This is a genomic window from Stenotrophomonas sp. 3diitr2024, from assembly GCF_042136455.1.
Classification (GTDB): domain Bacteria; phylum Pseudomonadota; class Gammaproteobacteria; order Xanthomonadales; family Xanthomonadaceae; genus Stenotrophomonas; species Stenotrophomonas sepilia.
Map to the genome: position 1 here is coordinate 1 of NZ_JBHHMJ010000490.1, position 495 is coordinate 495.

A 495-nucleotide genomic window follows, 5' to 3' on the forward strand; every position below is an offset into this window, starting at 1 on the left:
CGGCCAGCTGCTGGCGCAGGTACAGCAGCAGCACCGAGTCGATGAAGGTCAGCGGCGAGGTGCGCAGCAGCACCGGCGCATCGACGTCTTCGGTATCGGCCTGGCGGGTGAACGCCACGCCACCGGCTGGCCGTGGCGGAAGCCGACGATGCTGCGGTGCTGTGCCAGTTCCTCAACGGTGTGCGGGGTGCCATGTGCCTGCAGGTACGCTGGCGATGCACAGGTGACCAGCCGCTGGCGACCGGAATGCCGAGGCGACGTGCGGTACGCAGTGCCGACCAGCCGAGTGGACCTTCTGTGGCGATGTAGACCGCATCCGGACGCTGATTCTGCCAATGGCGGCCCAGCCGGATCGGGGCTGGCAGGGTGCCATCGAGCGCGTGCTGGGTGGCTTCGCGCTGTCGCTGCTGGTCGACGACAAGCATTACAACGACGTCGCCGAATGGGTGAACCGTACCCACCTTGGCATGCGCTTCACCTACTACCGCGTGCGCC

The 495-nt window shown here is 67.3% G+C and carries 3 pseudogenes; all 3 read right to left on the reverse strand.

The features are described 5' to 3' along the window. Window positions 1–124: pseudogene (locus tag ABGA94_RS12480) on the reverse strand (DUF4194 domain-containing protein); the annotation flags it as partial. After that, window positions 112–252, reverse strand: a pseudogene (locus tag ABGA94_RS12485) (LysR family transcriptional regulator); the annotation flags it as partial. The pseudogenes ABGA94_RS12480 and ABGA94_RS12485, both read right to left, overlap by 13 nt. Beyond that, a pseudogene (locus ABGA94_RS12490) lies at window positions 228–365 on the reverse strand (glycosyltransferase family 1 protein); the annotation flags it as partial. The pseudogenes ABGA94_RS12485 and ABGA94_RS12490, both read right to left, overlap by 25 nt. Window positions 366–495: the final 130 nt, after the last annotated feature.